At 35.7% G+C, this 26857-nt stretch carries 28 protein-coding genes; 15 read left to right on the forward strand and 13 right to left on the reverse strand.

Going from position 1 to position 26857, the window contains the following annotated elements:
* A complete protein-coding gene (locus tag B2Z27_RS18480) occupies positions 1-918 on the forward strand; it encodes a hypothetical protein (protein ID WP_058104792.1) in 918 nt (305 codons plus the stop codon).
* 54 nt (positions 919-972) lie between these two features.
* Here the strand turns inward: B2Z27_RS18480 and B2Z27_RS18485 are convergent, their stop codons facing one another.
* A complete protein-coding gene (locus tag B2Z27_RS18485; protein ID WP_286814784.1) occupies positions 973-1500 on the reverse strand; it encodes a DUF421 domain-containing protein in 528 nt (175 codons plus the stop codon).
* A gap of 82 nt (positions 1501-1582) precedes the next feature.
* On the reverse strand, positions 1583-2431 hold the full coding sequence (locus B2Z27_RS18490) for a helix-turn-helix domain-containing protein (RefSeq protein ID WP_058104793.1): 849 nt from the start codon (positions 2429-2431) through the stop codon (positions 1583-1585).
* Positions 2432-2575: 144 nt separating this feature from the next.
* Here B2Z27_RS18490 and B2Z27_RS18495 point away from each other — a divergent pair, with 144 nt between their 5' ends.
* Both B2Z27_RS18495 and B2Z27_RS18500 read left to right on the forward strand, forming a co-directional pair.
* Positions 2576-3550, forward strand: a complete 975-nt coding sequence (locus B2Z27_RS18495; protein ID WP_286814785.1) for a phytanoyl-CoA dioxygenase family protein — start codon at positions 2576-2578, stop codon at positions 3548-3550.
* Positions 3551-3632: 82 nt separating this feature from the next.
* Positions 3633-5264, forward strand: a complete 1632-nt coding sequence (locus B2Z27_RS18500; RefSeq protein ID WP_232231345.1) for a SulP family inorganic anion transporter — start codon at positions 3633-3635, stop codon at positions 5262-5264.
* A 23-nt stretch (positions 5265-5287) separates the two neighbouring features.
* Here B2Z27_RS18500 and B2Z27_RS18505 read toward each other — a convergent pair whose 3' ends face one another.
* Entirely contained in the window at positions 5288-5539 is a 252-nt protein-coding gene (locus tag B2Z27_RS18505; protein ID WP_286814786.1) for a hypothetical protein, read from the reverse strand.
* Between the two features lie 160 nt (positions 5540-5699).
* On the opposite strand from B2Z27_RS18505, the gene B2Z27_RS18510 reads away from it, so the two are divergent.
* On the forward strand, positions 5700-6803 hold the full coding sequence (locus tag B2Z27_RS18510; RefSeq protein WP_286814787.1) for a lactonase family protein: 1104 nt from the start codon (positions 5700-5702) through the stop codon (positions 6801-6803).
* Here B2Z27_RS18510 and trxA read toward each other — a convergent pair.
* The 5 genes from trxA to B2Z27_RS18535 all read right to left on the reverse strand — a co-directional run bounded on the left by trxA (position 6800) and on the right by B2Z27_RS18535 (position 10557).
* Positions 6800-7096 (reverse strand): thioredoxin, encoded by a 297-nt coding sequence (trxA, locus tag B2Z27_RS18515; RefSeq protein WP_074670481.1) that lies wholly within the window; start codon positions 7094-7096, stop codon positions 6800-6802. The two genes, B2Z27_RS18510 and trxA, sit on opposite strands and share 4 nt — an antisense overlap.
* A 35-nt stretch (positions 7097-7131) precedes the next feature.
* Positions 7132-7821 carry a DsbA family oxidoreductase gene (locus B2Z27_RS18520; RefSeq protein WP_074670479.1) on the reverse strand — a complete coding sequence of 230 codons (690 nt, stop codon included), beginning with the start codon at positions 7819-7821 and terminating at the stop codon, positions 7132-7134.
* Between the two features lie 139 nt (positions 7822-7960).
* Entirely contained in the window at positions 7961-8440 is a 480-nt protein-coding gene (locus B2Z27_RS18525; RefSeq protein ID WP_058104799.1) for a c-type cytochrome, read from the reverse strand.
* Between the two features lie 170 nt (positions 8441-8610).
* Entirely contained in the window at positions 8611-9573 is a 963-nt protein-coding gene (locus tag B2Z27_RS18530; protein ID WP_286814788.1) for a YheT family hydrolase, read from the reverse strand.
* Between the two features lie 9 nt (positions 9574-9582).
* Positions 9583-10557, reverse strand: a complete 975-nt coding sequence (locus B2Z27_RS18535; protein WP_071340610.1) for an NAD(P)H-dependent flavin oxidoreductase — start codon at positions 10555-10557, stop codon at positions 9583-9585.
* Positions 10558-10679: 122 nt separating this feature from the next.
* Here B2Z27_RS18535 and B2Z27_RS18540 point away from each other — a divergent pair, with 122 nt between their 5' ends.
* Positions 10680-11153 (forward strand): acyl-CoA thioesterase, encoded by a 474-nt coding sequence (locus B2Z27_RS18540; RefSeq protein ID WP_058104802.1) that lies wholly within the window; start codon positions 10680-10682, stop codon positions 11151-11153.
* Positions 11154-11320: 167 nt separating this feature from the next.
* Positions 11321-11878 (forward strand): GntR family transcriptional regulator, encoded by a 558-nt coding sequence (locus tag B2Z27_RS18545; protein WP_167342563.1) that lies wholly within the window; start codon positions 11321-11323, stop codon positions 11876-11878.
* Here B2Z27_RS18545 and B2Z27_RS18550 read toward each other — a convergent pair.
* A complete protein-coding gene (locus tag B2Z27_RS18550; protein ID WP_210708897.1) occupies positions 11875-12780 on the reverse strand; it encodes a DMT family transporter in 906 nt (301 codons plus the stop codon). The genes B2Z27_RS18545 and B2Z27_RS18550 overlap by 4 nt on opposite strands.
* Positions 12777-13130: an arsenate reductase family protein gene (locus B2Z27_RS18555; RefSeq protein WP_058104805.1), complete on the reverse strand. Its 354-nt coding sequence runs from the start codon at positions 13128-13130 to the stop codon at positions 12777-12779. The genes B2Z27_RS18550 and B2Z27_RS18555 overlap by 4 nt, the downstream gene beginning before the upstream one ends.
* A 118-nt stretch (positions 13131-13248) precedes the next feature.
* On the opposite strand from B2Z27_RS18555, the gene B2Z27_RS18560 reads away from it, so the two are divergent.
* Positions 13249-13713, forward strand: a complete 465-nt coding sequence (locus tag B2Z27_RS18560; RefSeq protein WP_232231342.1) for a DinB family protein — start codon at positions 13249-13251, stop codon at positions 13711-13713.
* 2 nt (positions 13714-13715) lie between these two features.
* On the opposite strand, the gene B2Z27_RS18565 is transcribed toward B2Z27_RS18560, so the two are convergent.
* Positions 13716-14453, reverse strand: a complete 738-nt coding sequence (locus tag B2Z27_RS18565; RefSeq protein ID WP_286814789.1) for a DUF3298 and DUF4163 domain-containing protein — start codon at positions 14451-14453, stop codon at positions 13716-13718.
* A gap of 84 nt (positions 14454-14537) precedes the next feature.
* On the opposite strand from B2Z27_RS18565, the gene B2Z27_RS18570 reads away from it, so the two are divergent.
* From B2Z27_RS18570 to B2Z27_RS18585, 4 genes are all read left to right on the forward strand, one after another.
* Positions 14538-15692, forward strand: coding sequence for a cystathionine gamma-synthase (locus tag B2Z27_RS18570; RefSeq protein ID WP_286814790.1), 1155 nt, complete (start codon positions 14538-14540; stop codon positions 15690-15692).
* Between the two features lie 160 nt (positions 15693-15852).
* Positions 15853-17196 carry an NADP-specific glutamate dehydrogenase gene (gdhA, locus tag B2Z27_RS18575; RefSeq protein ID WP_091608353.1) on the forward strand — a complete coding sequence of 448 codons (1344 nt, stop codon included), beginning with the start codon at positions 15853-15855 and terminating at the stop codon, positions 17194-17196.
* Between the two features lie 119 nt (positions 17197-17315).
* Complete coding sequence (gene recO, locus B2Z27_RS18580) at positions 17316-18044, forward strand: DNA repair protein RecO (protein ID WP_286814791.1); 729 nt, start codon at positions 17316-17318, stop codon at positions 18042-18044.
* Positions 18037-20448: a TonB-dependent receptor gene (locus B2Z27_RS18585; protein ID WP_286814792.1), complete on the forward strand. Its 2412-nt coding sequence runs from the start codon at positions 18037-18039 to the stop codon at positions 20446-20448. Before recO ends, B2Z27_RS18585 begins: the two co-directional genes overlap by 8 nt.
* A gap of 55 nt (positions 20449-20503) precedes the next feature.
* Here the strand turns inward: B2Z27_RS18585 and B2Z27_RS18590 are convergent, their stop codons facing one another.
* A complete protein-coding gene (locus tag B2Z27_RS18590) occupies positions 20504-20908 on the reverse strand; it encodes a hypothetical protein (protein WP_286814794.1) in 405 nt (134 codons plus the stop codon).
* Positions 20909-21096: 188 nt separating this feature from the next.
* Between B2Z27_RS18590 and ileS the strand changes: the two genes are divergently transcribed.
* The 4 genes from ileS to B2Z27_RS18610 are packed head-to-tail and all read left to right on the forward strand — an operon-like array spanning position 21097 to position 26253.
* Complete coding sequence (ileS, locus tag B2Z27_RS18595; protein WP_286814796.1) at positions 21097-24495, forward strand: isoleucine--tRNA ligase; 3399 nt, start codon at positions 21097-21099, stop codon at positions 24493-24495.
* Between the two features lie 3 nt (positions 24496-24498).
* The gene (locus B2Z27_RS18600; RefSeq protein ID WP_058104814.1) at positions 24499-24882 is read left to right on the forward strand and encodes a TraR/DksA family transcriptional regulator; all 384 of its coding nucleotides are present in this window, start codon (positions 24499-24501) and stop codon (positions 24880-24882) included.
* Between the two features lie 39 nt (positions 24883-24921).
* The gene (locus B2Z27_RS18605) at positions 24922-25542 is read left to right on the forward strand and encodes a hypothetical protein (RefSeq protein WP_286814797.1); all 621 of its coding nucleotides are present in this window, start codon (positions 24922-24924) and stop codon (positions 25540-25542) included.
* A gap of 33 nt (positions 25543-25575) precedes the next feature.
* Complete coding sequence (locus B2Z27_RS18610) at positions 25576-26253, forward strand: lipoprotein signal peptidase (protein WP_058104816.1); 678 nt, start codon at positions 25576-25578, stop codon at positions 26251-26253.
* Here the strand turns inward: B2Z27_RS18610 and B2Z27_RS18615 are convergent.
* Positions 26232-26801, reverse strand: coding sequence for a 5-formyltetrahydrofolate cyclo-ligase (locus B2Z27_RS18615; RefSeq protein WP_286814798.1), 570 nt, complete (start codon positions 26799-26801; stop codon positions 26232-26234). The two genes, B2Z27_RS18610 and B2Z27_RS18615, sit on opposite strands and share 22 nt — an antisense overlap.
* Between the last annotated feature and the right edge of the window lie 56 nt (positions 26802-26857).

Genomic DNA, 26857 nt, shown 5'->3' on the forward strand with positions numbered 1-26857 from the left:
ATGAAAACGATAAAACTACTTACAGGATATTTTCTTTTGGCCACCATGTTGGTTTCTTGTTATACAGAGGTAATTATTGAAGATGATTTCATTGAGGAATCTGCCTTTAATACCGATCAAGTATTACAGAGCTATGACCTTTGGTATGTAGATATCAATGCTACACGAGGCAATGGTGAAATTCCTTTTTTACAAAGGGCATTTACGGTTTCTTTTGATAGAGGAGTCTTTTACGCTAACAATAATATAGTAGGTATAGGTAAGACCGGTGGTGGTTATGGTATAGACGTAGGATCGTATGGTACTCTTAGAGGTACGGTAGATATTGACCATGATATTGATGGGTCTTGGTTTTTAGAAGTGTATGCCGTTAACAATAATACCATTGAGCTGTATGATGCCGGTACTGATACTTCATACTATTTAAAAGGATATCAGATCAACAATTTTGATTATGACATGGTATTCTACGATAACATCAATTACTTTTTGCAGGAGTATGATGCGTGGGAAAAAATTTATACAAGTGAAACAGGCGCGTTAAATGATTTTGATGAAGAAAATTACCTGCAATTTCTACCTAATTTCTTTAGATCTTCATTAGATACGCCCAATACAAGTATTTCTAATCTGCAGTGGGATTTTGAGGGAGATTATCAGGTATATAACGTTCAAGGAGATAACTCTTTAAAAACGCTGACCTTGGATTATGATTTTTTTGGTGATGATTACTTTGAACTATATGTCATAAACGACAGCACTATAGAATTATATCACCCAGATAGTGGAACAACCTATGAGTTTAGGGGCAGGGGATATATAGAATACTTAAAGTCCGGTAAAGGATACGATGAAAGTAAAAAAAGAAGTAAATCTTCTAACCCAACAATGAATGTTGAAAGGAAGAAAGCAAAATAGTTTTTAGGTTGATTGTCTTAAGAATGCCCAATTCAATTAGAAGAGGGCATTTTTTTATGCTTGAGATTTCACATCTCCCATAATGATGGAATCAATGGTTATAGGGTCGTTGGAATGCAGTACAGAAATATCACCGGTAGTTTCAAAAACAACAGCCTTTACTTGAGATAATTGTAGCACATTGGCCTCTCTTAATTTACCCATTAAATCAGCTTCACTTACCAATGCCTTTTTAAGGTTGTCTTTTAATATGGTGCCATTTTCCATAAGCAAAATAGGGGTGTTTGTAATAAATTGTTGCGCAGCATCAGAAGATGACAATAATTTAGCGAACAAAGCTTGTAGACCAGCCAATAAGGCTAAGGAAACTAAAGCTGGCATTAGATTGTCTACCGGTTTGTTTACGGCATCTGCAAGTATGGATCCCATAGCTATGGTCACAGCAAAATCAAAACTGGTCATTTTTGCAAATGTTCTTTTACCGGTAACTCGGGTAATAAACATTATGTATACGTAAACAAACAGTGCTGCAACGCATATTTGAATTACTGTTTTTATTGAAAGTGGGTCAAAAATTTCCATTATGTTGGTTTTAGGGTTTACACCTAAAGGTAGCAACTCAATGGTCCTATAGTATACTCAATACAATAGAATACTACTTCATTTAATGGGTCTGCAATCTTTTTTTAAATGCCGACGGATTTTCTCCTGTTACTTTCTTAAAAGTTCTATTGAAATAGGACAAGCTTTCAAACCCACATTCAAAACAGGTTTCACTTACGTTTTTGCCTGTTAAAAGCATTCTTTTAGACTGGCTAATTCGATATTGATTTAAAAACTCAATAAATGTACTACCTGTGGCTTTTTTAAAGTAACGACAAAAAGCCGGTTTGGTCAGGTTGCAGAATTTGGCAACTTCGTCTACAGAGATTTTTCCTTGGTAGCGCTCATCGATCAATGCATAAATGTCACGAATTCTACTTTGTTCCTTTTTACTGTATCTATTTTTATAAGGTTTCTTATGTAGTAGTTGAAACTCGTTGCTTTGGGAAAGTCTTTTAAGAATAGCCATAATGGCCATAAAATATTCAAATGGTTTAAGGGTGTGCAGTTCTTTAAGCATTTCCCCTACTTCTTTTTTTGTATTTCCATGAAAGGCAATGCCATATCTTGATAAGTCTAGTAATCTATTCAGGCTTTGTAATTCTGGTATTGGGTCTACATAGGTGTTTTTAAAAGAAGGTTTTATGTGTAAAACCTCTTCTCTATAAGTGGTTTTTACACCATAGTCAAAATTCAAATGTGGTATATTGGAACCAATGAGAACAAGATCGTTTTCTTCATACTCGGAAATATGATCGCCCACATGTCTTGTACCGTTTGCCCCTTCAATATAAACGATTTCATATTCAGGGTGAAAGTGCCAATAAAAGAGATGACTCAGTTTAGGGTCGTGCAACAAACGGAACGGACTTTTTGTTGCGGGTTCAATGGTTTCTAATTCAACTTTCATAATTAAATGTAACAAAATTGCGCAATATACAAGGTGTCAAGTCCATCAAAATCAATATTGTTCAAATTTAGGTCAATATTACGGTGGTTTAAGTTGCTAAGGCTCAATAGCTTTGTTATGGTATAACGACTTAAATTTTATAAGATGAAACAGACAAAAAATAATGTAGAGCAAGGCAACAAAGCTCACGTAGATATTCCAGGAAATCCGTCTACGGCAACTAGTAGTAAACAGAAACTAAATGATCGTACCAATGGAAAGCCGCTTCGTGTACTCAGTGAAGATGATTGGAAATTTTGGAAAGAGAACGGCTATGTGGTAGTTAAAAATGCAGTTCCGTTGGATCAGGCTAAGGCTACTGCAGGTTTTCTTTGGGAGTTCGATGAGAAAGATCCCAATGACAAATCTACATGGTATGCAGCTCCAAGGGCAGAAATGCAAATGAAAGAGCTAACAGGTACAGGTATGGTTGAGGTATACAATCATCAACATCTGTGGAACAATAGGCAAACACAAAAGGTCTATGATGCCTTTGTAGACGTTTGGGGAACAGAAAAATTATGGGTAACCATTGATCGTGCAAATTTGAATTTTCCATTGCCGGAAGATGTAGATAAAAAGGGATTTATTCATTGGGATTATGATCCAGAAACAAAGCCCCAGAATGTTCAGGGTGTTTTGGCCCTTGCAGATCAAGAAGATGAGAATATGGGTGGTTTTCAGTGTATACCCTGGCTATATAGAAATTATGATTCATGGAAACTGACCCAGCCCAATGACCGAGATCGATTTCAACCCAGTTTAAAAGGATTGGAAGATAAAATTGTAAAAGTAAAAATGAAAGCGGGCGATCTTTTGATTTTCAATAGTACAGAACCTCATGGTATACGACCCAATAAATCTAAAGATAAAGTTAGAATAGCGCAGTACATTTCAATGATGCCCGCTGAGCCAGAAAATCAGGCTCTTAAGAATTGGAGAATAAACTCTTGGAAAAATAGGGTAGCGCCAGAAGGCTTTGCATTTCCTGGTGACCCAAGAAAATGGGAGCAGACTAAATATGAAACTGCAAAATTATCGCCATTGGGAGAGAAGCTTTTAGGATTAAAAGACTGGTAAACAGATAATTTGGTAATAATTAGCTTGTTAGTGGCGAGGCCGGTAAATATGGCTTATTTTTGCGCCCTTTAAATGATAGAGCATGCAGAAGTACCTTAATATATTCGATTTTAAACAGAAGGTAGATTATAAAAATGAAATCTTAGCAGGATTAACGGTTGCAATGACAATGATTCCTGAGTCATTGATGTTTGCAATTCTTGCAGGATTTTCTCCCTTGGTAGGTTTGTACGGGGCATTTATTATGGGCTTGGTCACATCTATTTTTGGAGGAAGACCCGGACTAATTTCTGGTGGCGCGGGTGCAACTGTGGTAGTACTTATGGCCTTAATGAATTCCCACGGACTAGAATATGTTTTTGGGGCGGTTGCTTTGGCAGGTGTTATTCAAATGATAATTGGCTTTTTAAAGCTCGGTAAATTTATTCGTCTAGTGCCACAGCCTGTAATGTTCGGGTTTGTTAATGGTTTGGCCATCATTATTTTTATGGCCCAGATGGATCAATTTAAAGTAGGTGTGGGCGATGCTGCGGTTTGGCTTACGGGACCTGCAATGTATACCATGTTAGGTTTGGTGTTATTTACAATTGCAATAATTGTTTTTGTTCCAAAGCTTACAAAGGCGGTACCGGCATCTTTAATTGGAATTATTGTTGTGTTTTTAATAGTATATTTTTTCAATATTGATACCAAGCAGGTAGTTGATATCATTAATCAAGATACATTACCAGGAGAAGAACTAAAGTCGCTTAGTGGAACATTACCTACTTTTCACATACCGCAAATTCCATTTACGTTTGAGGATTTCAAAATTATTTTGCCTTATGGGTTAATAATGGCTGCAGTTGGTTTAACCGAAGGGCTGCTAACTTTAAACTTGGTAGATGAAATTACCGGTACAAAAGGCAATAGTAACAGAGAATGTGTTGCGCAAGGTGGTGCCAATATATTAAACGGTTTCTTTGGTGGAATGGGTGGTTGTCCAATGATAGCGCAAACATTGGTTAACCTATCTGCAGGTTCTAGGGCAAGGTTGTCTGGTATAATTGCTTCGTTGACTATATTGTTGATCATACTTTTTGGGGCGCCAGTAATAGAACTTGTACCAATAGCTGCATTGGTTGGGGTTATGGTAATGGTTTCAGTGGGTACGTTTGAATGGGCAAGTTTTAAAGCATTGAGAAGAATGCCTAAATCAGATATTTTTGTAATGATATTGGTTACTTTGATTACGGTATTTTTGCACAATTTAGCATTAGCGGTATTAATAGGTGTTATTATTTCTGCACTGGTATTCGCTTGGGAAAGTGCCAAAAGAATTAGGGCTAGAAAACACATAGATGAAAACGGAGTAAAACATTATGAAATTTATGGTCCGTTATTCTTTGGCTCTACAACCCTTTTCAATGAAAAATTTGATGTTCAAGGTGATCCAGACCATATTATTATAGATTTTAAGGAAAGTCGTGTTTCTGATATGAGTGGTATAGAGGCATTGAACAAAATTACAGAACGTTACGCCCAAGTAGGTAAGAAAGTTTTATTGCGCCATTTGAGTAAGGACTGTATTCGCTTATTAGCAAATGCAGATGATATTATAGACGTAAATGTAATGGAAGATCCTACGTATAAAGTAATGGTTGATAAACCTCTGGCTAAGAAAAAGGATAAGGATCCGGAAACCCAAAACCCTTTTAAATTATGGGGTTTGTAGAAATCGTGATTTAAGTTACTGGTCTACCCATAATAGAATATGGCATAAAAAGTACCCAAAACGATAGCAAAAGAAATCAGGTAGATTCCTATTTCTTGTATGCTATCTTTTTTTGCTTGCGCTCTAATTTTATCTCGTACAATTTTACGCTCAATATCAGTGAGTTCTTTAAAATGTAATTTTGTTGCTTGGGCATGGTTTACATAATCTTTACTCAATTCTCTAAAGCTTCTACTTTTTTTAAGTAATGCTCTATTTGCCTTTATTACCTTCATAGGTTGTCCGCTGTACCCCATTGTCTTCTCTTTCTTATATGTAGATAAAATTCGATTTTTGTTACATATAACTGAATAAATCTTAATGATTTTACAATTCTTTTATATTTTTGGCAAAATTTATACAGTATCTTGCCTTTTGGCCATTTAATTTAAGTTTATGAAATATAGTATCGGATTTTTGTTGGGCGTATTAGGTTTGATTGTGGTAAACAGTTGTAAGATGGAAGAATCAGAAAATGAAGAAGTTCTTTTTGTGGGAACATATACAGATAATGGAAGTGAAGGTATTTATACATTCAATTTAAATACTGATACAGGTGAATTGACGAACAAATCATTAACAGCGAAAATTAAGAATCCTTCTTATATAGCGTTTTCACCAGATAGAAATTCCTTATACGCAGTTAGCGAGGTAGACGATTATAAAAAAGATGAAGGTTCAATTACCACCTTTAGTATAAAAGATACTACACTAATTAAGGTTAGCGAGCAATCTACTTATGGTGCCAACCCGTGTTATATTGGTGTAGATACAACTGGAAAAATCGTTGCCGTTGCAAATTACACAGGAGGCAATGTGGCGGTATATAATACATTGGAAAATGGTGATTTAAGGAACGGTCCTCAAATAATAGATCATAAAATTTTAGATTCGACCAAAACGGCACATGCTCACATGGCAATGTTCTTAAATGATGAGTTGGTAGTAACTGATTTAGGTCTTGATAAGATCAGGATATATAGCGAAACAGAAGAAAAATTTGTTTCTAGCGAACAAGAAGAATTAGTCGTTGCCGAAGGTGCTGGTCCAAGGCATTTTGTAACGTCCAAAAATGGAAATTTTCTTTATGTCATCAATGAGTTGAATTCAACGATAACTGTTTTTAAAGATGTTTCAGGGCAATTCGTTGAATTGGACACATATAATACTGTTGATGCTACTTTTAAAGGGGAAAGTTATTGTGCGGATATTCATTTATCACCCGATGGTAAATATCTGTATGGTACAAACAGAGGTGAGAACACCGTAGTTATATTTCAAGTAAATGAAACTACGGGTAAACTAAAGTTAGTAGGTAGGGAACCTGTAAAAGGAGATTGGCCTAGAAATTTTGTTTTAGATCCTTCTGGTAAATATGTACTGGTGGCAAATCAACGAAGCAACAATATTGTTGTTTTTAGTAGAGATGAAAAAAATGGAACCCTAACTTTTGTAAGCCAGGTTGATTTGCCCAGTCCCGTATGTTTAAAATTCTATTAATTAGATTTTATTATTTGCAATAAATCATTCTTTGGTATAACTCCAGATTGTCTCCATACCTGTTTGCCGTTTTTAAATAGGATCATGGTTGGCACACCTCTTACTTGATATTTAGATGCTAAGGTCTGATTTTTATCTACATCGATCTTTACGACCTTAATATCGTCACCCAAATCTTCTTTCACATCTTTAAGAATAGGGGCAAGAGTTTTACATGGTCCGCACCAGTCTGCAAAAAAGTCTACTAATACTGGAGTTTCCCCACCAATGATATCAGAAAATGATGCTTTCATATCTTTAAGTTTTAATAATTAAATACTGTTTTAAATTAGCAAATTCCGGTAGTAGGGTCGCAACTATCACCGTTAGCTATGATTTTTAGAGGAGCAATTTGTTTAAAGGCTTCTAAAAATGCTTCTGGGGGTTGAGCTCCGCTAATGCCATATTTATCGTTGATAATAAAAAAAGGAACACTGTTTACACCACGTTGTTGGTAGTGAGCTATTTCTTGTTTTACCGCATAAGCAATAGAGTCATCATTTATAATACGATTTGTTTTTTCTGCAGTCCAATCATATTCTGCCATAATATTGCTAAGAACGTCAACATCGTTCAAATGAAGATTCTCGTCAAAGTAAGCTCTCATGAACCGTTCTTTTAAAGCATCTTTAAACCCTTCTTCTCCTGCTACATGTAAAAGCTGATGTAATGGTAAGGTGTTAACTGCTAACCACTCTTTTCCAAAGTTAAAATTAATACCTTCTGCTTTACCACTTTCTTCTAAGCGTTTGGTCATTTCCATGGGTCCGTCTAAACTTCCAAATTTATTGGTGAGATAGGTATCTCTATCCAGACCTTCTTTTGGTATACTGGGGTCTAACTGAAAAGGATGCCATTCTACTTCAATTTCGGTACCATCCCATTGTTTAATTGCACTTTCTAATCGCTTCTTACCTACATAACACCAAGGGCAGGCTACATCAGAAACTATATCTATTTTTATTTTATCGTTTTTCATAGGTCTTTTAATTTTTACTACATCTAATTGGTCGTAATTAGATGGTAAAACCTACATGTATTATGTTCTAACGTATTTTAAAAAAGAAAGCCCTTTCAAAACTATGAAAGGGCTTTCGGTATATTAAGGTTGGCGTTTTTTATAACGTACGTAAGTATTCTGCTATATTACGAGCCTCTTCTTCGTTTAAATTCTGATTTAGCATTATGGCATTATTGTATTCTTTCAATAATGCTTTGGCAATAGGGTCTTCTTTTAACATTTTATCTGGATTGATGATCATGTTCATAACCCACTCAGGACTTCTACGCTCGTAAACCCCTTTTAACGCAGGTCCGATCATACGTTGTTCTGCCATATGGCAAGCAGTACAGATAGCTTGAAATTTTTCTTTACCGGCAGCAGCCATATCTTCATTAACAGCATCGTCAAAAGTAACACTGGTTATAGGACCAACACCTTTATTATCTAAATCAACAGGCACACCTTCAGTTGCTGTTTCTTTTTTAGTTTCTTTTTTGGTCCTGTTCATTTCAAAACCTTCTTTTTTCTCTTCCTTCTTTTCACCACAACTCATTATCATGGAGCCAAGAACTAATAAAGTGAATAATTTGCGCATACGTTTACTAAATTTTAAGTGTTGTCTGTAAATTGAGCGACTAATATATGAATTTTTACGTGTCTCAGTACCTTTTTAGAGTAGATGTATGCTTGTTTTTAATCAATAAATGTAACAGGATAACAATTTATTATAGACTTATGATATTTATTGTGAGTACAAGTAAAATATTAGGTGATGCTATCCAAGAATTCTAAAGTGCGTTTTTCTGAGTATGTAAAGTTGTTTTTTCCATAAAAACCCACATGCCCACCATATTTGGGCATTTCTAGAAATATATTCTTGTTGTTTTTAGCAGTATTTATGGGATAACAATCTTTACCAAGAAAAGAATCGTTTAAGGCATTGATGATTAGTGTAGGCACTTTTATATATTTTAGAAACTGTAAGCTGCTACTTTGTGTGTAGTAGTCCAAGGCATCTTTAAAACCATGTGCTCTACTGGTGTAGATATCATCAAAATCTTTAAGGGTTTTTATATTTTCAATATCGGTATCTGAAATGTGATCAGGAAACAATTGCTGTTTTATCTTCAGTTTTTGTATAAGGTTTCCCTTAAACCTTTTGGCGTATATTGCATTTTTAAACTGCAGTAATTGCTCTAGGGAATCTGCCAATTGGCAGGGCACAGATATAGCAACGGCACCTTTTATAGTGTTAGGGACATCTCTTTTTTCCCCCAAATATTTAAGAAGAAGGTTACCTCCTAAACTAAAACCATGTAGATAAATGCTGTGATATTCATCTAATTGAGTAATATGTGTTATCACCGATCGTAAATCATCTGTAGCGCCAGAATGATATGAGCGGTAGAGTTTATTGGTTGCACCGCTACAGCCTCTTAGGTTTATAGCGCAAACATCATAACCAGCTTTAGACAATATCTTTGCGCTACCTTTTATATAGGCCCTTTTTGAGCTTCCTTCTAATCCATGAATAATAATGACCAGTTTTTTTGAAGGTGTTGAAGCATAGCTCCAATCTAAATCTAAAAAATCTGTATCGGGCAAATCAATACGAATTCGTATTTGCTCTAAATCATTAACTTTTCTAATTAACCCTGCATAAATAGTTGAAATATGCCCATTTTTAAAAAATAATGGCGGGTTATATGAAGAGTGTACTAAGGGCATTTTTAGGTTTTACTTTGGGTATGTTTCTAGAACCTTTATCTGCTCTTCAATAGCATCTTTAAATTCAGTTTTAAGGTTGCTAACCAATTCTGCAACAGATGAAGAATCCTCTATAAGGGCAGAGCCTTGACCTGCGGACCAAATGGTTTTCCATGCTTTCGCTTCGGTATCTAGCTCTTTGCCAAAATCGATTTTTACATCTTTTTTAAGGTCTTCTTCGGTAATACCTGCAGCTTTTAAACTCGCTGCTAAAAAATTGGCATGTACACCAGAAATAGATGCAGTGTAGACTACATCGCTTGCACCGGCATCAATAATCATTTTACGATATTCTGGAGTTGCTTTACTTTCGGTAGTGTTGATAAAACGGGTTCCCATATAGGCTAGGTCCGCACCCATTTGTAAAGCAGAAGCTATGTCTCTACCAGTACTTATACAGCCCGAAAGAAGAATGGTTTTATTAAAGAATTTTTTTATTTCAGCAACAAATGGCATTGGATTCAACGTACCAGCATGTCCACCGGCACCAGCAGCTACAAGAATCAACCCATCTACACCTGCTTCGGCAGCTTTCTGGGCATGTCGTTTTTTTATGACATCATGAAAAACTAAACCGCCGTAACTATGAATGGCGTCTACAACTTGTGAAACAGCACCTAGAGAAGTGATAATCAATGGTACTTTATGTTTTACGCACAATTTAATGTCAGCTTCTAATCTTGGGTTTGTTGGGTGTACTATTAGGTTAACTCCAAAAGGAGCAGCTTTTTTTCCGGTTTCTTCCTCATAGGTTTTTAATGCAGACTTAATTTCTACTAACCATTCTTCAAACCCTTCACTGGTTCTTTGGTTCAAGGCAGGAAAAGTACCAACAATTCCATTTTTACAACATTCAATAACCAGTTGTGGACCAGAAATTAAAAACATTGGTGCTGCAACAGCAGGAAGTGACAATTCTTTTATAAAACCAGGTTTATCAGCCATATCGATGTGTTTTAGAACGTTATTTAAAAATAACTATAAAAAACGGTGTTCTTTGTTTCTTAGGTTTCAAAACTATGTTATTTTTATGAAGTATTATGCATGCATAGCAAAAAATTATAAATATGTACTTTAAAGATTTTGAAATAAGATGGAGTGATGTAGATGCAAATAGGCATTTAGCAAACTCGGCATATATTAATTTCATGAGTCATACCCGTATGGCTTTTTTAATTGAACAAGGCTTTGATCATAAAACAATGGCAATTCATGAAATAGGACCAGTAGTTTTTTATGAACATGTATATTATTTTAAAGAGGCATTTCCTGGTAAGCCTATAAAGGTTTCATTAGAAATTATGGGTTTAAGCGAAGATGGTAAGTTCTTTGAATTTCATCATAACTTCTATAATCATAAAGGAGAGAATATTGCAAGGTGTGAGATGATGGGTGCTTGGATAGATTTAAAAACCCGAAAACTGACTGGGTTGACAGAAGAATTATTAAATAAATTCAGTGAAATAGAAAAAGGAGAGCATTTCAAAGTGCTTACAAAAGAAGACTCTAGAAAGTTCATGAAAATTCCTAAAAATTTATAGAATTTTCAAGCTTAAATAGTTTATTTTTAGTTGACCGAAACAATTACAGTTGAGTTCCCCCCAAAAAGCTGTAGTTTTTAACGAACCAATAATTATGTATTTACTTTATGGTTAGCCTACCAGAAGAAATATTTCAAGAAACATACGGGAGGGTAAAAAAATTGATCGTGACCAAAAAATTGGTTCCCGGTCAATTAATAACCGAGCATAGGTTATCTCATACATTAAATATTAAAGACGATACCATACCGGTAGTATTGTTGCAGTTACGACAAGAAAGTTTGTTGGTGGGTAGTTTAGATAATGGTCTTACTGTAAGAGAATTGTCTGAACAGGAAATTGCGGAAATGTTCGATTGTCGAATGGCAATTGAAACAATGACCGTTAAGCTTTTTACTCAAAATGCTTCTCAATCAAAAATCGACGATTTAAGAAATTTATTGGTCCCCTTTGAAAAAGGACCACAAAATGCATATGTCTTTTATAAAATTGACAGATATTTTCATGAGTTTATTGCCAGGAATTGTGGAAATAGAACATTGTATGAATTGTTTAAATCTGCAAAAATTTTACCTTTTATGGATTTAGTGGGGTTAAATAGACCTCTAAAAACAATTATGCAAGAACATTTGGACATAGTATCTGCCATGCATCAACGAGATGAGGAAAAAGCGGTAAGGAGTATAGCCGTTCATCTAGAAAACAGTAAGAGGTCACACCTTTAATGTTCTTGAAGTTGTTGTTTTTTTGGTTTTTTACTGGATAGATAAACTCCAAGCAGTACAAAACATGCGGCAACAATTTTTACGGTAGTAATAGTATCTTGTCCAGTAAGTACCGCATAAGCTATACCCACCAAAGGTTGTACGTATACAAAGGCACTTAAGGTTGATGCCTTTAATTGCGTTAGGGCAAATATGTTAAATAGATACGTACAAAAGGTAGTTCCTAAAATAACGAAGCCAATACCAAAATATGCTTCAAAAGGCAGTGTGCTCCACGAAATATCCATAAATTCTTCAAAACCGAACGGTAGACATATTAGTACCCCTAATGAGAAGAGCCACTTCATAAAGGTAAATGGGTGATATTTACTAATAAGCACTTTTACCAATACAAGATAAGAGCCATAAAACATAGAGTTTAGAAAAATCAAAAAATTGCCTAATGGAATATTAGGCGCATCTTGTCTAGTTTCGGTTCCAAATAAGATTAGCCCTAAGGCACCCAGCAATCCTATTACAATGCCAATAATTTTTCTGGCAGATATTTTTTCCTTTAAAATAATGGCGGATAATATTAAAACTATAATTGGGGTTGTTGTAATTAAAACTGCACTATTAATTGGGGTAGAAAGTGATAGCCCTTTAAAAAATACTAACATATTCATTGCCATGCCCAATAGTGCACAGATGAGCATGCGTACATAATCTTTTGGATCAATACGTTCTTTTGGTCCTAATGGAGAAATCAGCCAAAATAAAATGGCAGCACCTAAAACTCTTAAAATAATAAAACCAAAAGGTTGTACAAAATGGGGCATAACCCCTTTGGCGATGGTGTGGTTTACACCATAAATAGTGGTGGCACCAATGGCTGCAAGTATAGCTAGTAATCGCTTGTTCACGAATGTATTGCCTTTTTAGCGGCTTCAACCACTTTTTTACTGTTACCAATAAAAATTTGGTCGTCTACAATGATTACAGGTCTTTTTAGAAAAGTATATTGTTCTAGTATTAGACTTTTAAAGTCATCTTCTGAGAGCTCTTGTTCTTTTAAATTTCTCTCACGGTATAATACCGCTCTTTTGCTAAATAATGCTTCGTAGCTGTTTGATAAGCTGTGCATTTGCTCTAATTGGTCATTAGTTATAGGCTGGGTTTTTATATCCTGCAGTTCAAAATCAACAAGGGGTTGTAGGTCTTTAATAATGCGTTGGCAAGTAGAACAAGTGCTTAAGTGATATATTTTTTTCATTTTAATGCGAGGCTTACTGGTAAGCAGTATTTAATATTGTTTTCAATAAAGGCTTTGGTACTACAAAGAAACCCAAATAACATTAATTGTGCTATTTTTACTGGGTATTAAATGTGAAATGATGACAGAGAATATTTTTCAGGTAATGTTGCAGAATCGTAGAAACTTACATGCGATATTGACAAAAACATCAAAAGATAAATTATTAAAAATTCCGAAAGGATTTAATAATAATGTGTATTGGAATATAGCCCATACCGTGATTACTCAACAGATTCTGATTTATAAGTTCAGTGGACTTCAAATGCGCGTGCCAGATAATTTAGTGGATAAGTTCATGAAAGGTACAGTGCCCGATGGCACAGCTTCTGATGAAGAGATGATGATGATTGCGGATTTTTTGATATCTACGGCAGAATGGCTCATAGAAGATTACAATACTGAGCTATTTAAAACTTTTAAAGAGTATACCACGAGTGCAAGGGTGACACTGAAAAATGTTGATGATGCCATAGCTTTTAATTTATTTCATGAAGGGCTACATATAGGGCAAATATCATTGTTGTTAAAACATTTGGCCTAGGGTTACTTGGGGTATTTTAAATATGGAGTTGCCTTGCTAAATGGAATCAACAAGGTTATTGGTCCGTCGGCAAAAGAAGCTATTTCGTAAGGTTCGTAAAACAGTAACAGTCCGTCTTCTGTATATCCTATATTCGTAGGCAGGTAAAATTGTTCAGTTTCGAACATAAACCCCGTACTGTTTATGGAACCTTCCATTGGGATATTTTCTTGTTTACGAAAGAGCGATTCTGCAAAATGGGTGAATTTATCTAAGTTATGAAATAGATTTTCTTGATATAATTCCGCACCTTCCAGTTTGTTGAAATTCAAAAATCTGTTGGTGCCATAGCCATGTGCCCCACCGGTATAGATATAAGAAATAAGATTAATGGTAATAAGCGTGTCATTCTCAAAAGAGATGGCACCTTCAATTGTTGCTTCCCATGGGATTGATTCTTCCAAAAACTTGTTGCTTAACTCCTCATAATCTTTCAAGAAAGCATTTTTTGCTTCAATTAAATTTGTTGCATCGCTCTCTTCATCAAAATTTAATAGGGCTATAATTTCACCTTCCAAAGCAGCATTAATAGTTTTGCTAAGTTTTGTGTTCGCTGTCGCATGTGGTATTTCTATCTTGACTTTAGTGCAATTCTCGCAAGAATCGGTAAAAACGGTATAGGGTTCAAAGGGTAGATGGTTTTTATTGTTACAGGCAATAAGTAGCAGACCAAAAAGCAGGAACGAAAGCGTAGATTTCATGTAAAAGTTAGATTATATGTAAAAATACACCATCATTGTATTCCCCAAAAGATAACGATACATTTGTATGGTAAATACTTTACTATGGCCTCCAAAGACTTAAAATTTAACACCAAGACCATACATGGTGGTCAAAAACCCGATCCAGGTTATGGAGCGGTAATGCCTCCAATATATCAAACCTCAACTTATGCGCAAACTACACCTGGAGGGCATAAGGGGTATGAGTATTCACGAAGTGCAAACCCTACAAGAACGGCTTTAGAAAATTCATTGGCAAGTATTGAAGGGGGTACTCATGGTATGGCATTTGGCAGCGGATTGGCAGCGATAGATGCAGTTATAAAGTTGTTACAACCTGGTGATGAAGTAATTTCTACAAACGACCTTTATGGAGGATCATATAGGATTTTTAAGCGGATATTTGAAAAATTCGGAATAGTTTTCCATTTCGTAGGTATGCAGGGGGCAAATGCCGTTCAAGAAAAAATCAACTCGAGGACAAAATTGATTTGGGTAGAGACGCCTACAAACCCAATGATGAATATTATCGATATTAAGGCTATAGCATCTTATACCATTGATAAGGATATTCTGTTGGCGGTAGACAATACCTTTGCGACCCCGTATTTACAAAAACCGTTAGAACTGGGGGCAGATATCGTAATGCATTCGGCAACCAAATATTTGGGGGGACATAGCGATACGGTTGTAGGAGCGTTGGTGGTTAAGGACCAAGAATTAGCGGATAGATTGTACTTTATACAAAATGCCAGTGGAGCGGTTTGCGGGCCAATGGATAGTTTTTTGGTGTTAAGGGGAATTAAGACTTTGCATGTGCGTATGCAGCGTCATTGTGAAAACGGAAAAGCAATTGCCGAGTTCTTGTACAATAATGCAAAAATTGAGAAAGTATATTGGCCAGGTTTTGAACATCATCCCAATTATAAGATCGCAAAAGAACAAATGAATGATTTTGGGGGAATGATTTCTTTTGTGCCTAAAGGCGGTAGTTATGAAGAGGCAATAAAGATCGTGGAAAGGTTACGGGTATTCACATTGGCCGAATCGTTAGGTGGTGTTGAAAGTTTGGTTGGTCACCCTGCGAGTATGACCCATGCAAGTATTCCGAAAGAAGAACGACTAAAGAGTGGCATCGTAGATGCTTTGATAAGATTAAGCGTTGGTATAGAAGATGTTGATGATTTAATTGCAGATTTAGATCAAGCGATAGCATAATGGCCTAAATGTTAAATTAAATGCAGTAAGTTGAGGTAGTTTGTTGCTAAAACAACAAATTTTATCGAATTTTAAAAAAATAAGCAATCAAATTACACAAATAGCATAATTTTGCCGTTATATTTTGAAATCAATAATTTAAATTAGTTCAAATAGCTTTATGGAAAATAAAATTAAAGCATTTATGGATGAGGTTATTGCCAGAAATGGTCACGAACCAGAATTCATTCAAGCAGTTCAAGAAGTTGCAGAAACAGTAATACCATATATTGCAAAGCACGAAATTTATAATGGTAAGAACATTCTTTTAAGAATGGTTGAGCCGGAGCGTTTGGTTTCGTTTAGGGTTGCATGGGTAGATGATGATGGTGAGATACATGTAAACCGTGGATATAGAATTCAAATGAATTCTGCTATTGGACCATATAAAGGTGGTTTACGTTTTCATCCAACGGTAAATGCTAGTATTCTCAAATTCTTGGCTTTTGAGCAAGTGTTTAAAAATAGCCTTACAACCCTGCCAATGGGCGGTGGTAAAGGAGGATCTGATTTTGACCCTAAAGGAAAATCTGATGATGAAGTAATGCGTTTTTGCCATGCCTTCATGTTAGAATTAAATCGTCATATTGGTCCAAATACAGATGTACCTGCCGGTGATATAGGCGTGGGTGCACGTGAAATTGGTTTCCTTTTTGGTATGTACAAAAAGATACGTAATGAGTTTACTGGAGTTTTAACGGGTAAAGGTCTTTCTTGGGGTGGTTCTAAAATTAGACCAGAAGCTACAGGGTATGGTACCGTGTACTTTGCTCAAAGTATGTTGAAGACCAAAAATGAAAGCTTTGATGGTAAGACTGTGGTAATTTCAGGTTCAGGAAATGTTGCTCAGTATGCAGCGGAGAAAGCAATTCTTCTAGGTGCAAAAGTGGTGACCCTTTCAGATTCTAGCGGATATATCTATGATAAAGATGGTCTTAACGACGAAAAGCTTGCTTTTGTAATGGATCTAAAGAATAATAGAAGAGGTCGTATATCTGAATATGCAGATAAATATGCTTCTGCAGAATTTTTTGCCGGCGAAACGCCTTGGAACGTAAAATGTGATATTGCCTTGCCATGTGCAACTCAGAACGAGTTGGATCAGCAAGATGCAAAAAACCTATTAAAGAATGGTTGTATATGTGTTGCGGAAGGTGCTAATATGCCTTGTAATGCAGATGCGGTTCATGAATTCAACAATGCAAAAATTTTGTTTGCACCTGGTAAAGCATCAAACGCTGGTGGTGTTGCAACGTCTGGTTTAGAAATGTCTCAGAATTCATTAAGAATAAGCTGGACTCGTGAAGAGGTAGATGAGCGTTTGAAGGATATTATGGAAGATATTCATGATTCTTGTATTGAATTCGGTAAAGAGGAAGATGGTTTCTGTAACTACGTAAAAGGAGCCAATATTGCTGGTTTCGTAAAAGTGGCCGATGCTATGTTGGCTCAAGGTGTAATCTAGGTTACAACCGTAAAGTATAAATTTTATAATGCGAGAACCTAACTAGGTTCTCGCATTTTTTTATGCATTTCATTTACCAAATACCAAACAACTATCTTTGTTGTAATAGATGTTTTAAAATGCAGGTAACGACCAAGGCTATAATATTTTCTGCGATAAAATATGGCGACACCAGCCTTATTGTTAAAGCTTTTACGGCATCGGACGGAATTAAATCATATTTGTTGAGAGGAGTCCTATCTTCTAAAAAAGGTAAATTAAAGACAGCGTATTTTCAGCCGTTGACCCAATTGGAAATCGTTGCCAACCACAAGAATAAAGGTAGTTTAGAGACGCTCAAAGAGGCTAAGGTGTTTTATCATTACCAAAGCTTATATGCAGATATGGCAAAAAATGCAATGACTTTGTTTTTAGCGGAATTGCTGGGGAACAGCATACGGGAAGAAGAAAGAAACGAAGAATTATTTGAGTTTTTAGAGGCATCTCTACAGTGGTTGGATATGCATAGGAATGTCGCAAATTTTCATCTGTATTTTATGTTGTCACTAACAAGGTTTTTGGGATTTTATCCAGATGTATATCAGATAGATAAGCCTTATTTTGATCTGTTGGAAGGCGAGTTTGCTGAAAAAGAATCATTGAACCCCAATCTAAAAGGTGAAAATATTTATTTTTTCAAATCCTTCTTAGGCACAAATTTTGATGCAATTCATACCATAAAAATGAACAAAACCAATCGACAAGAACTACTAAAATCCTTAATACTTTACTTTGAATTACATTTACAGGGATTTAGAAAACCGAAGTCGCTTGCCGTTTTAAATGAAGTATTTAATTCGTATGTCTAAGTATCTAATTATTGCACTATTATTGTTTAGTTGTTTTGGTAATGCGCAAAAAATAACTGTTTTAGATGGAGACGGTAAAGAGCAAATTTCCAATGTAGCCGTATTTAATAAAGATAAATCAAAAATTGCCTTGACCGATTTTGATGGGGTATTCAATGCTTCGGTATTCGGATATAAAGAACGTATTACGTTAAAGCATGTTGGTTATCAAGAGTTCAATACCACAAAACAACAGCTTCAACGACAAGGGAATAAAGTGTATTTGGTTATGAAAGCACAAGAATTAGATGAAGTAGTTATGTCCGTTTCTAAATGGGAGCAGCAAAAGAGAGATATTCCCAATAAAATTATATCATTAGATGCACGTACCATTACATTTACCACCCCCCAAACTTCCGCAGACTTACTTCAAAACAGTGGTAAGGTGTTTGTCCAAAAAAGTCAATTAGGTGGTGGTAGCCCTATGATCAGGGGTTTTGCTACCAATAGATTGTTATTGTCTGTTGATGGTGTTAGAATGAACAATGCTATTTTTAGAGGAGGAAACGTACAAAATGTAATATCCATAGATCCTTATACCATAAAGAATACCGAAGTCATTTTTGGACCGGGCTCTGTAATTTATGGAAGTGATGCCATTGGAGGGGTTATGAATTTTTACACGAACAAACCAATGTTGTCTGAAAGCGACAGTCTATTGGTTAGCGGAAAAGCAAATTATAGATTTTCATCGGCCAATAGTGAAAATACAGTTCATGCAGATATCAACTTAGGAATGAGAAAATGGGCATCGTTCACTAGTTTGACATACAACAATTTTCAAGATTTGAGAATGGGATCACATGGTCCTGATTCATATTTGCGAAACAACTATGTACAAACGGTAAACGGTGTAGATGAGCTGGTAGAAAACCGTAATCCTAAAAAACAGGTAACTACGGGCTATGATCAAATTAATATGATGCAGAAATTCTTATTCAAGCCTAATTCTAAATGGGATTTGAATTTGGGTGCATATTATAGTGAAACATCCAACTATTCTAGGTATGACCGGTTGATTAGGCCAACAAGTGATGGTCTAGGCTTGCGTTCGGCCGAATGGTATTATGGTCCTCAAAAGTGGTTTATGGGTAATGCCCAGCTGCTAAAAAAAGGAAACGGAAAAGTGTATGATGGTTTAAAACTTGGTATGGCCTATCAATTTTTTGAGGAAAGTAGAATTAATAGGGATTTTCAAGACGAAATAAGAAATACTACAAAAGAACAAGTAGATGCGTATAATTTCAATGTAGATTTCGAGAATAAAAAAATTGGTGATTTTAAACTTTATTATGGTAGTGAATATATTTATAACAAAGTAAGGTCCAATGGTTTTGATATTAATGTCAATACCAATGAAAAAACAAATGCCGCATCTAGATATCCAGATGGGTCTTCTTGGCAAAGTTTGGCCGGGTATGTAAATGGTGAATATAAAGCAAAACCGAATTTCACCTTAATGTCCGGTTTAAGATATAACCATGTTTGGGTTAATGCTGTTTTTGACGATACGTTTTATGACTTTCCTTTTGAAAAAGCTGACTTAAGTACAGGGGCGTTAACGGGTAGTTTGGGTTTTAGCTGGTTTCCAAGGGCAAACCTTCAGGTTACCTTAAATGGATCAACAGGTTTTAGAGCTCCCAATATTGACGATGTCGGTAAAATATTTGATTCTGAACCAGGTTCGGTGGTTGTGCCAAATCCAGATTTAGAGCCAGAATATGCGTATAATGCCGAAATAGGTTTTCAGCGTAATATCAATGATAAGATCATTCTTAAAGGAGCTGCCTACTACACCTATTTGGTTGATGCTTTGGTTAGAAGGGATTTTAGCTATAATGGTATTTCTGAGATAATGTATGGTGGTGAGCTCAGTAATGTGCAGGCTATACAAAATGCGGCAAAAGCTTACGTATATGGTTTTGAATTTGGGTTGGAAGCGTACTTGTCAGAACAATGGTCATTATCATCTAATTTAACCTTAACCGAAGGTGTAGAAGAGGAAGATGATGGTACTGAAACAGCGGCTAGACATGCGGCACCCACTTTTAGTGATTTTCATATTGTATGGAAAAACCAAAGAATCAGTACAGATCTATTCGTAAATTATAATGGAGAAGTGGCATATGACGATCTTGCGATGTCAGAACAAGAAAAAGATTATATCTATGCAATTGATGAAAATGGTAATCCTTTTTCACCATCGTGGTACACATTGAATTTTCGTTCGCAATACGATGTTTCCCGTACTATTAAAATAACCACTAATGTGGAAAATTTAACGGACCAGCGTTATAGAACATATTCGTCTGGTATTGTGGCTCCTGGTATTAATGTTATTTTGGGCCTAGGATATTATTTTTGACATAAAAAAGACCCGTAATTTACGGGTCTTTTAAAATTATATAAAAAGGATATGATTAGTGTTTAACCGCCTTTTCAACTTCTGCAGCTTTTTGAGCGGCTTTATCTGCAGCTTCGTTAGCAGCATCTTTTACATCGTTACCGGCTTTTTTTGCGGCGTCAACTCCTTCTTGTCCTGCTTTTTTAGCAGCTTCCATACCTTCTTGTCCTGCTTCTTTTACTGATTCAGCAGCATCTTCGGCAGCTTCCATGGCATTCTCGCTTGCTTCTTTAGCAGCATCCATAGCGCCTTCACCAGCTTCTTCCAATTCTTTACCGGCTTCCTTTAACTCTTCTCCTGCATTCTCTAATGCAGCTCCAGCTTCTTCAGTTGCAGACTTGGCTTTGTCCGCAGCATCTCTACAAGAAACAGACATACTAAGTGCTAAAATTGCTAATGATCCTAAAATTACTTTTTTCATTTGTGTAAACGTTTAATGGTTAATTGTTCGCAATAATATACGTGTAATTTTAACTTTTGGATGTTCAACTTGTTAATAAATGTTCTAAACGGTGGTTTATAAGCATTTCAGTAGGTTCAATACACTCCTTTTTGCTCAAAATTTTATAATTTTGCAGCCTTTAAAACCCAGTACTAGAAGCATTTTGTATGAAGTTCGCAGAATATAAAGGATTAAATTTACCAAAGGTAGCAGAAGAAATACTTGACTATTGGTCAGAACATGCCATTTTTGAAAAAAGTATATCAACTCGTGAGGGTAAAGATAGTTATGTATTCTATGAAGGTCCTCCGTCGGCTAACGGAATGCCGGGTATACATCATGTCATGGCTCGTACCATAAAAGATATCTTTCCAAGGTATAAGACCATGAAAGGTTATCAAGTAAAACGAAAAGCGGGTTGGGATACCCACGGTCTACCGATTGAGTTGGGTGTAGAAAAAGAACTTGGGATTACAAAAGAAGATATTGGGGTAAAAATATCTGTTGAGGAGTATAACGCTGCCTGTAAAAAGGCAGTGATGAGGTACACTGATGTTTGGAACTCAATGACGGAGCAAGTTGGGTATTGGGTTGATATGGAAGACCCTTACATTACCTACAAGTCTAAGTACATGGAGACGGTCTGGTGGTTGTTAAAGCAGATTTATTCAAAAGGATTAATATACAAGGGATATACCATTCAGCCGTACTCGCCAAAAGCCGGTACGGGATTAAGTTCACATGAACTAAATCAGCCGGGTACCTATCAAGATGTGACGGATACCACGGTTACGGCACAATTTAAAGCAGTAGAAGAAACCTTACCGGATTTTTTACAAAACGAAGGTACTGTCTACTTTTTAGCTTGGACGACGACACCTTGGACATTGCCGTCTAACACTGCGTTAACTGTAGGGCCAAAAATTGATTATGTGTTAGTAGAAACGTATAATCAATATACGTTTAAACCTATGAACGTTATACTTGCCAAGAATTTGGTAGGGAAACAATTTTCGGGTAAATACAATCAGGTGTCGGAGAAATCGGATTTGTTGTCATATGCGTCTGGTGATAAAAAAATTCCTTTTTATGTCGTAAAAGAATTTAAGGGTAAAGACTTATTGAACATTAAGTATGAGCAACTGTTAGATTATGTGTTGCCTTATGAAAATGCAGAAAATGCATTTAGGATAATTGCTGGTGATTTTGTTACTACAGAAGATGGTACGGGTATAGTGCATACAGCTCCAACTTTTGGTGCAGATGATGCTTTTGTGGCAAAACAAGCAGTGCCGGAAATTCCGCCAATGTTGGTATTGGATGAAAACAGTAATTTAGTGCCTCTAGTAGACTTACAGGGAAAATTTAGGCCAGAGCTTAAAGAATTGGGCGGTAAGTATGTTAAAAACGAATATTATGAAGATGGTACCGCACCAGAGCGATCTGTTGATGTTGAGATCGCTATTAAATTAAAAGAAGAAAACAAGGCATTTAAAGTTGAGAAGTATGTGCACAGTTATCCAAACTGTTGGCGTACGGATAAGCCTATTTTGTATTACCCATTAGATTCTTGGTTCATTAAGGTTACTGATGTTAAGGATCAAATGTTTCAATTGAACCAGACGGTCAACTGGAAACCAAAAGCAACTGGTGAAGGTAGATTTGGTAATTGGTTGGCGAATGCGAACGACTGGAATCTTTCAAGGTCAAGGTATTGGGGAATTCCATTACCGATCTGGAGAACCGAAGATGGCAAAGAAGAAATAATTATAGGTTCTGTAGCAGAATTAAAGTCGGAAATGGCTAAAGCTCTGGAAGCAGGAGTTTTAGAAAAGGATATTTATGCAGATTTCGTTGTAGACGATATGTCCGATGAGAACTATGATAAAATAGATTTGCATAAGAACATTGTAGATCAAATAACCTTGGTTTCGGCTTCTGGTAAGCCTATGAAACGCGAAAGTGATTTAATAGATGTTTGGTTTGACAGTGGGTCTATGCCTTATGCCCAATGGCATTATCCGTTTGAAAACAAAGAATTAATAGACGAAGGAAAAACATTCCCAGCAGATTTTATTGCAGAAGGTGTTGATCAAACACGTGGTTGGTTCTACACCTTGCATGCTATTGCAACAATGGTCTTTGATTCGGTTGCATATAAGAATGTAGTGTCCAATGGCTTGGTTTTAGATAAGGAAGGCAAAAAAATGTCCAAAAGATTGGGTAATGCCGTGGATCCATTCGATACCATGAACGAGCATGGAGCCGATGCTACAAGATGGTACATGATAAGCAATGCAAACCCATGGGATAACCTAAAATTTGACGAGGAAGGTATTGTAGAGGTTAAACGTAAGTTCTTTGGTACCTTATATAATACATATTCCTTCTTTGCGCTATATGCAAATCTAGACCAGTTCACATACTCTGAAGAAGATATTCCTTTGGGCCAACGTACAGAGATCGATCGTTGGATTCTATCTGAACTTAATTCACTGATTAAAGTGGTAGATAGTGCTTATGAGGAGTATGAGCCTACACGTGCGGCAAGGGCTATCTCAGAGTTTGTACAAGAGAATTTAAGTAACTGGTACGTGCGTTTATGTAGAAGACGTTTTTGGAAAGGCGAATATGCTGCAGATAAAATTGCGGCCTATCAAACACTATATACCTGTTTAGATGTGGTGGCAAAACTCTCCGCGCCTATATCTCCGTTTTTTATGGATAGGCTATATTTAGATTTGAATAAAGCTACGGTTAAAAAAGGTTTTGAAAGTGTGCACTTGGCAGATTTTCCAGTAGCGGATGAATCTGTAATTGATGAAGGTCTAGAGGTAAAAATGCATAAAGCACAAATTATATCATCTCTGGTATTATCAATTCGTCAAAAAGAAAAAATTAAAGTACGCCAACCATTACAAAAAATCATGATTCCTGTTCTTGATGCCAAAGATCGAGAAGAAATAGAGGCGGTTTCAGAATTAATAAAATCTGAAGTTAACGTTAAGGAAATTCAGTTGTTAGATGATGCTTCAGGTATATTGGTAAAACGTATTAAGCCTAATTTCAAGGCTTTAGGTCCTAAATTTGGTAAAGAAATGAAGCAAATTGCCCAAGTTGTCAATGCTTTTGAGCAGAATGATATCCAAAAAATTGAGCAAGATGGCGAATTAACAATCCAATTAGAAAATAAAAGTATTACTTTACAGTTACAAGATGTAGAAATATCCTCTCAAGATATTGAAGGGTGGATGGTGGCAACATCAGGTAAATTAACTGTAGCTTTAGATGTTACTATTGATGACAAATTAAGAAATGAAGGTGTCGCAAGAGAACTTGTAAATAGAATTCAGAACATTAGAAAAGATTCAGGTTTTGAGGTAACGGATAAAATTGCGGTTAAAATATTGAAAGATGGTTTTGTTGAAGTAGCTATAGAAGATAATATTGAGTATATTAAAACAGAAACTTTGACGGCCGAATTAAATTTTGAAGAAAAGTTGGATAAAGGCGTTGAAATTGCTTTTGACGAGGTGAACACTAAATTGTTTATTGAAAAACATTAAAAGATGGCAGAAGATTTAAAAGTGAGATATTCTGACAAGGATTTGGCAGAATTCAAAGAATTGATCGAAGAGAAAATAGAGAAAGCTAAAAGTCATTTAGAGCTGTTAAAAAGTGCTTATATGAATGATGGTAATAATGGTACAGATGATACTTCACCTACCTTTAAGGCTTTTGAAGAAGGGTCAGAGACTATGAGCAAAGAAGCTAATACCCAGTTGGCTATTAGGCAAGAGAAATTTATTCGTGACCTTAAGAATGCAATTTTACGTATAGAGAATAAAACCTATGGTATTTGTCGTGTAACCGGAAAATTAATCAATAAAGAAAGATTAAAACTGGTGCCCCATGCTACTCTAAGTATTGAAGCAAAAAATATGCAATCATAATTAAAACGCCTTTAGGGGCGTTTTTTAATAGCTGTAGTTTTGAAAGGTTTTATAATTAGTTGCCTACTATTATACTCTTTTGCGGTCAATGCACAAAAGAAAGTGTATAAAAGTGTATTGGACGATCACATAGAACTAATTCAGGTAGATGCTACCAATTGCTTTATTGTTGAAGTAGAAACAAGCAATGATAACCAAATTACCGTACAGACCGAAATAGAAGGCGAGTATAGCCAAGATTTAGAAATTGAAGTGTTTACCAATGGCAATACCCTTTTGATAGATACGGGTTTTACTCCAAATTTTAAAAATCCGAACGATAAATTAAGTGCCCATAAAGTAATATCGATAGCCATAAAAATTATAATGCCGATTCAGAAAAAATTGGAAATTTTTGGAACAAATGCAAGGGTAGTTGTGGAGGGTGCTTATAAAGAAGTTAATATTTCTTTATCAGATGGGGCATGCTTTTTAAATAATGTATTAGGGAGTACTAAAGTGAAAACTCAGAGTGGTAATATTAGTGTTGTTGCAAAAGCTGCGGATATTACAACGTCCAGTAAATATGGTGACGTTTCTAGGAACCCTATTCCTTTTGGTACATCCTCTTTTTTGCTGGAAACCATTACCGGTAATATACTTTTAAGTAAAACCGAATAATATTTATATTTTTGCGCTCATTGATGAAAGCCCATGAACATTAAAAAATCCGTATTGTTTATTCTATTGATATTGATAATTGATCAATGGAGTAAAATTTATATCAAAACCAATTTTGTATTAGGAGAATCTGTAGAGGTCTTTAGTTGGTTTAAAATATTATTTATTGAAAATGAAGGTGCTGCGTGGGGCGCAAAGCTAAGCGATGTATTACCTATTTCAGATAATATAGGAAAATTGGTATTGACCATTTTTAGGCTATTTGCTATTTTGGGAATAGGATATTGGTTGTTCGATGTCATCAAGAAAAAAGCTTCTAATACATTGATATGGGCAGTTTCTTTAATATTTGCCGGCGCATTGGGCAATATTTTAGATTCAGTATTTTATGGAGCCATATTCAATGAAAGCTATAATGAAGTGGCTACCTTATTTTCGGACGAACCCTACGGTAAATTGTTTTACGGTAAGGTAGTAGACATGCTTTACTTTCCAATGGTAGATTCTACCTGGCCCACTTGGATGCCTATGGTTGGAGGGCAAAATTTTAGATTTTTTGAACCAGTGTTCAATATTGCCGATACGGCAATAAGTACCGGTGTAGGTATTCTTTTGGTTTTTAATAAGAGGGCTTTCAACAAAGAAGAAAAGGTAGAGTCGTCCATCTCGGAAGAAAATTCGAATAGGACTCAAGAAGAGGTAAATGAATAGGATTTTAAGGGTGTTACGCAGTAATCTAAAGGAATATCTGTAGTATCCACGTCATCAATTTCAATTTCGGCCTCAAAAAAAGACAGCCCTATTTTAATTACATCTTCTCTGCATTCGCTTAAAAAGCGGTCGTAGTAACCTTTACCATATCCAATTCTATTTCCGCCTTTATCAAAGGCTAGTAATGGTATAAAAACAACGTCAATTTTTTTTGGTTCAACGGTTATACCATCAATGGGTTCAGGTATATTGAGTGTGTTGGTGGTGAATTTAGTATTGTCCGTAAGCAAATAGTGTTCTAATTCTGTAGAAGAAATTATTTTAGGGACAATTACGTTTTTATCAAGACCTAAAAGAATAGAGATAATGCCTTCAGTGTCTATTTCTGATTTTTGTGCTATCGGCAAAAATATATGAAAGTATTGCATATCCCAAATTGGCAATTTCAATACTGAATTTGCAATGGTAGTGCTATTTTGAGATATTTCTGTTGGAGTTAGGCAACTTCGAAGTCTTGAATATTTTATACGTAAATCTTTCTTCAACATAGTGAAGTGATTTTTAACGATAGATTTTTCAATCTATTCTTTACCTGCAACGGCAA

The sequence above is a fragment of the Maribacter sp. UBA3344 genome, from assembly GCF_002362375.1.
GTDB classification, from domain to species: Bacteria; Bacteroidota; Bacteroidia; order Flavobacteriales; family Flavobacteriaceae; genus Maribacter; species Maribacter dokdonensis.

Coding starts and splice junctions, on each gene's coding strand:
- B2Z27_RS18590 (WP_286814794.1), bottom strand. CDS start 20,908: ATGAAAAAAGTAATTTTAGGATCATTAGCAATTTTAGCACTTAGTATG.
- B2Z27_RS18560 (WP_232231342.1), top strand. CDS start 13,249: ATGATGACAGAGAATATTTTTCAGGTAATGTTGCAGAATCGTAGAAAC.
- trxA (WP_074670481.1), bottom strand. CDS start 7,096: ATGAAAGCATCATTTTCTGATATCATTGGTGGGGAAACTCCAGTATTA.
- recO (WP_286814791.1), top strand. CDS start 17,316: ATGCAGGTAACGACCAAGGCTATAATATTTTCTGCGATAAAATATGGC.
- B2Z27_RS18485 (WP_286814784.1), bottom strand. CDS start 1,500: ATGGAAATTTTTGACCCACTTTCAATAAAAACAGTAATTCAAATATGC.
- B2Z27_RS18555 (WP_058104805.1), bottom strand. CDS start 13,130: ATGAAAAAAATATATCACTTAAGCACTTGTTCTACTTGCCAACGCATT.
- B2Z27_RS18505 (WP_286814786.1), bottom strand. CDS start 5,539: ATGAAGGTAATAAAGGCAAATAGAGCATTACTTAAAAAAAGTAGAAGC.
- B2Z27_RS18520 (WP_074670479.1), bottom strand. CDS start 7,821: ATGAAAAACGATAAAATAAAAATAGATATAGTTTCTGATGTAGCCTGC.
- B2Z27_RS18530 (WP_286814788.1), bottom strand. CDS start 9,573: ATGCCCTTAGTACACTCTTCATATAACCCGCCATTATTTTTTAAAAAT.
- B2Z27_RS18610 (WP_058104816.1), top strand. CDS start 25,576: ATGAACATTAAAAAATCCGTATTGTTTATTCTATTGATATTGATAATT.
- B2Z27_RS18510 (WP_286814787.1), top strand. CDS start 5,700: ATGAAATATAGTATCGGATTTTTGTTGGGCGTATTAGGTTTGATTGTG.
- ileS (WP_286814796.1), top strand. CDS start 21,097: ATGAAGTTCGCAGAATATAAAGGATTAAATTTACCAAAGGTAGCAGAA.
- B2Z27_RS18495 (WP_286814785.1), top strand. CDS start 2,576: ATGAAACAGACAAAAAATAATGTAGAGCAAGGCAACAAAGCTCACGTA.
- B2Z27_RS18565 (WP_286814789.1), bottom strand. CDS start 14,453: ATGAAATCTACGCTTTCGTTCCTGCTTTTTGGTCTGCTACTTATTGCC.
- B2Z27_RS18585 (WP_286814792.1), top strand. CDS start 18,037: ATGTCTAAGTATCTAATTATTGCACTATTATTGTTTAGTTGTTTTGGT.
- gdhA (WP_091608353.1), top strand. CDS start 15,853: ATGGAAAATAAAATTAAAGCATTTATGGATGAGGTTATTGCCAGAAAT.
- B2Z27_RS18615 (WP_286814798.1), bottom strand. CDS start 26,801: ATGTTGAAGAAAGATTTACGTATAAAATATTCAAGACTTCGAAGTTGC.
- B2Z27_RS18570 (WP_286814790.1), top strand. CDS start 14,538: ATGGCCTCCAAAGACTTAAAATTTAACACCAAGACCATACATGGTGGT.
- B2Z27_RS18500 (WP_232231345.1), top strand. CDS start 3,633: ATGCAGAAGTACCTTAATATATTCGATTTTAAACAGAAGGTAGATTAT.
- B2Z27_RS18480 (WP_058104792.1), top strand. CDS start 1: ATGAAAACGATAAAACTACTTACAGGATATTTTCTTTTGGCCACCATG.
- B2Z27_RS18535 (WP_071340610.1), bottom strand. CDS start 10,557: ATGGCTGATAAACCTGGTTTTATAAAAGAATTGTCACTTCCTGCTGTT.
- B2Z27_RS18540 (WP_058104802.1), top strand. CDS start 10,680: ATGTACTTTAAAGATTTTGAAATAAGATGGAGTGATGTAGATGCAAAT.
- B2Z27_RS18490 (WP_058104793.1), bottom strand. CDS start 2,431: ATGAAAGTTGAATTAGAAACCATTGAACCCGCAACAAAAAGTCCGTTC.
- B2Z27_RS18600 (WP_058104814.1), top strand. CDS start 24,499: ATGGCAGAAGATTTAAAAGTGAGATATTCTGACAAGGATTTGGCAGAA.
- B2Z27_RS18525 (WP_058104799.1), bottom strand. CDS start 8,440: ATGCGCAAATTATTCACTTTATTAGTTCTTGGCTCCATGATAATGAGT.